Here is a 1,416-nt window from a genome sequence, read left to right as displayed (position 1 = left end):
AGAAAAGATAGCTAAAAGAGACAGAGAAGAAGCAAAACTTGAAGGTAAACTGGAAGAAAGAAAAAGATTTATTAATCTTATAATCAAAAATCTTGAAAAGCGTTTTGGGTATGAATTAACAGAAGAACTAAAAGAGAAAATTCGAAACGCAGATGAAAAAACAATCAACTACATAGGAGATAATCTATTAGAAATAACCATCGAAGAATTGAAAGAAATATTGAAATAGAATCCCCTTCAATAAAGGGGATTTTTACTTTCCAATCAAAACTTTCACTATTATGGTATAATTTAAATAAAAAACATAAATCTCACAATCAAAGCGAGGACAACTAATGAACGAAATAAACAATCCTCACGATGCTTTTTTCAAAAGAAACTTTGGAAACATTGAAATAAGCTAAAGACTTCCTACAAAACTATCTACCAAGAAATGTGGTAAAAACAATAGATTTAAATACTTTAGAAAAAGAAAATGGAAGTTATGTTGATGAAAATCTACAAGAAAGTTTCAAAGACATGTTGTATAAAACAACAATCAACGGAGTTGAAGGTTACATATACATACTATTTGAGCACAAAAGTTATAACGACTCACTGGTATCTTTTCAAATTCTAAAGTATATAATCAAAATATGGGAAGAAAAGATTGATAAAAAACAGCAGAAGTTACCTCTAATAATACCGATACTTATTTACAACGCAGAAAAAGAATGGAAAGTAGAAACGAATCTAATAAACCTAATTGAAAATATAGATCAATTACCAAAAGAAATGAAAAGGTACATTCCAAACTATGAATATGAAGTATACGACTTCTCGCCGAAAGCAAAAACAACGATAATGGGTTTAACTATAACAAAAGTAGTATTAGAAACGATAAAAGTAGCAAAGATACCAAGTAAAAAAGAGTTTTTAGAAGGATTAAAAAAGATGTTTGAATATATAGTACAGCTACCAGAAGTAAAGTTTAATGAATTGTTTGAAATATGCATGATGTACTTACTGAATACAAAAGACGACATAGATATAGGAGAAATAAGGCAAACTGCAAAAGAAATACTATCAGGAAGGAGTGAAGTGATTATGTCTATAGCTGAAAAGTTGAGACAAGAAGGCAAACTTGAAGGTAAACTTGAAGAAAGAAAAGAATTCACTATTAAGCTATTATCAAAAAAATTTGGTGTAAATTTAACAGAAGAACTAAAAGAGAAAATTCGAAACGCAGATGAAAAAACAATCAACTACATAGGAGATAATCTATTAGAAATAACCATCGAAGAATTGAAAGAAATATTGAAATAGAATCCCCTTCAATGAAGGGGATTTTTATTTTACAGTCAAAACTTTCACTATTATGGTATAATTTAATTAGAAATAAACTCAAATCCTACAAACAAAAGGAGAAAATGATGG

The 1,416-nt window shown here is 28.4% G+C and carries 1 protein-coding gene and 1 pseudogene; both read left to right on the top strand.

The features are described from left to right. Positions 1–229, top strand: a pseudogene (locus tag X924_RS08220) (hypothetical protein); the annotation flags it as partial. 206 nt (positions 230–435) lie between these two features. Further along, entirely contained in the window at positions 436–1,305 is an 870-nt protein-coding gene (locus X924_RS08215) for an Rpn family recombination-promoting nuclease/putative transposase (RefSeq protein WP_233186623.1), read from the top strand. Positions 1,306–1,416 lie beyond the last annotated feature (111 nt).

The sequence above is a fragment of the Petrotoga sp. 9PWA.NaAc.5.4 genome (genome assembly GCF_002895485.1).
Classification (GTDB): domain Bacteria; phylum Thermotogota; class Thermotogae; order Petrotogales; family Petrotogaceae; genus AZRK01.
This window is presented reverse-complemented; position numbering and strand designations above follow the sequence as displayed.